The sequence below is a fragment of the Catenulispora pinistramenti genome, from assembly GCF_018274385.1.
In the GTDB taxonomy this organism is placed as follows: domain Bacteria; phylum Actinomycetota; class Actinomycetes; order Streptomycetales; family Catenulisporaceae; genus Catenulispora; species Catenulispora pinistramenti.
This window is the reverse complement of the sequence record NZ_JAAFYZ010000505.1, coordinates 1-879: the sequence shown is the minus strand read 5'-3', so window position 1 is coordinate 879 and position 879 is coordinate 1. Positions and strand designations below refer to the sequence as shown.

At 73.5% G+C, this 879-nt stretch carries 1 pseudogene; it reads left to right on the top strand.

Going from position 1 to position 879, the window contains the following annotated elements:
- A pseudogene (locus tag KGQ19_RS48725) lies at positions 1 to 879 on the top strand (ATP-binding protein); the annotation flags it as partial.

The following is an 879-nucleotide window of genomic DNA, read 5'->3' as shown; positions in this document are numbered from 1 at the left end:
AGGCCCGGTTGCGGGAGTTGGCGGTCACGGTTGGCAGCCAGGTGGAGACCGGTGCCCCGCTGCTGCGGCTGGAGCAGATCGTCGAGGACGAAGACGGCGAAGACGACACCGACACCGACACCGACACGGCGCAGCCGTCGTCCGAGGCCGTAGAGCTGGACCTGCCCGCCGCCCCGGCCGAGGTCCCGATCCGGGCCCGCGTCACACAGGGCCAGGAGGACCTTCGCAGCCTGCTGCTGGGCTTCGACGTGGACCCGCACGACGAGGGCCGCATCCTCCAGGACTACCTCACCGCCCGCACCACCGCCGTGGAACAGGGCCAACGGCCACTGACCGGCGAGCTGAGCCTGATCGAAGTCTTCGCCGACCTGGCCGACCTGGGCCGCAACCGCCCGGCCGGAGCCGCCGAGGAGGGCGAGGGCGAGAGCGGGCTGCACAGCGCGCACGAGTACTTCCACACCTACCTGCAGAGCCTGGACGTGGAGCGCGCCGGTCTGCCGGAGACCTTCCAGGCCGCCCTCAGCCGGGCCCTGGCCCACTACGGCGTCACCGACCTGGCCCGCTCGCCGGAGCTGGAAGCGGCCGTGTTCCGCATCTTCCTGGCCCGGCAGCGGGCGGCGACGGACGCCACGGTGGTGACCACGCTGCTGCGCACCTGGCTGCGCGAACTGCCGCCGGACGAGCTGCTGCGCGAGCCGACCGGCCTGGCGCTGGAGCGGCTGATCGCGGCCACCCAGGTGCGCTTCCCGACCGTCGCGGACCTGGCGCGCGGGGTGGTCTACGCGTGGTTCGGCCAGCCGCTGCTGCGCCGCAACCGGGCGCGCGTCTACGCCGGGGTCCGCAAGAACCTGCGGTACCTGGACGAGAACCCGCGCGCCG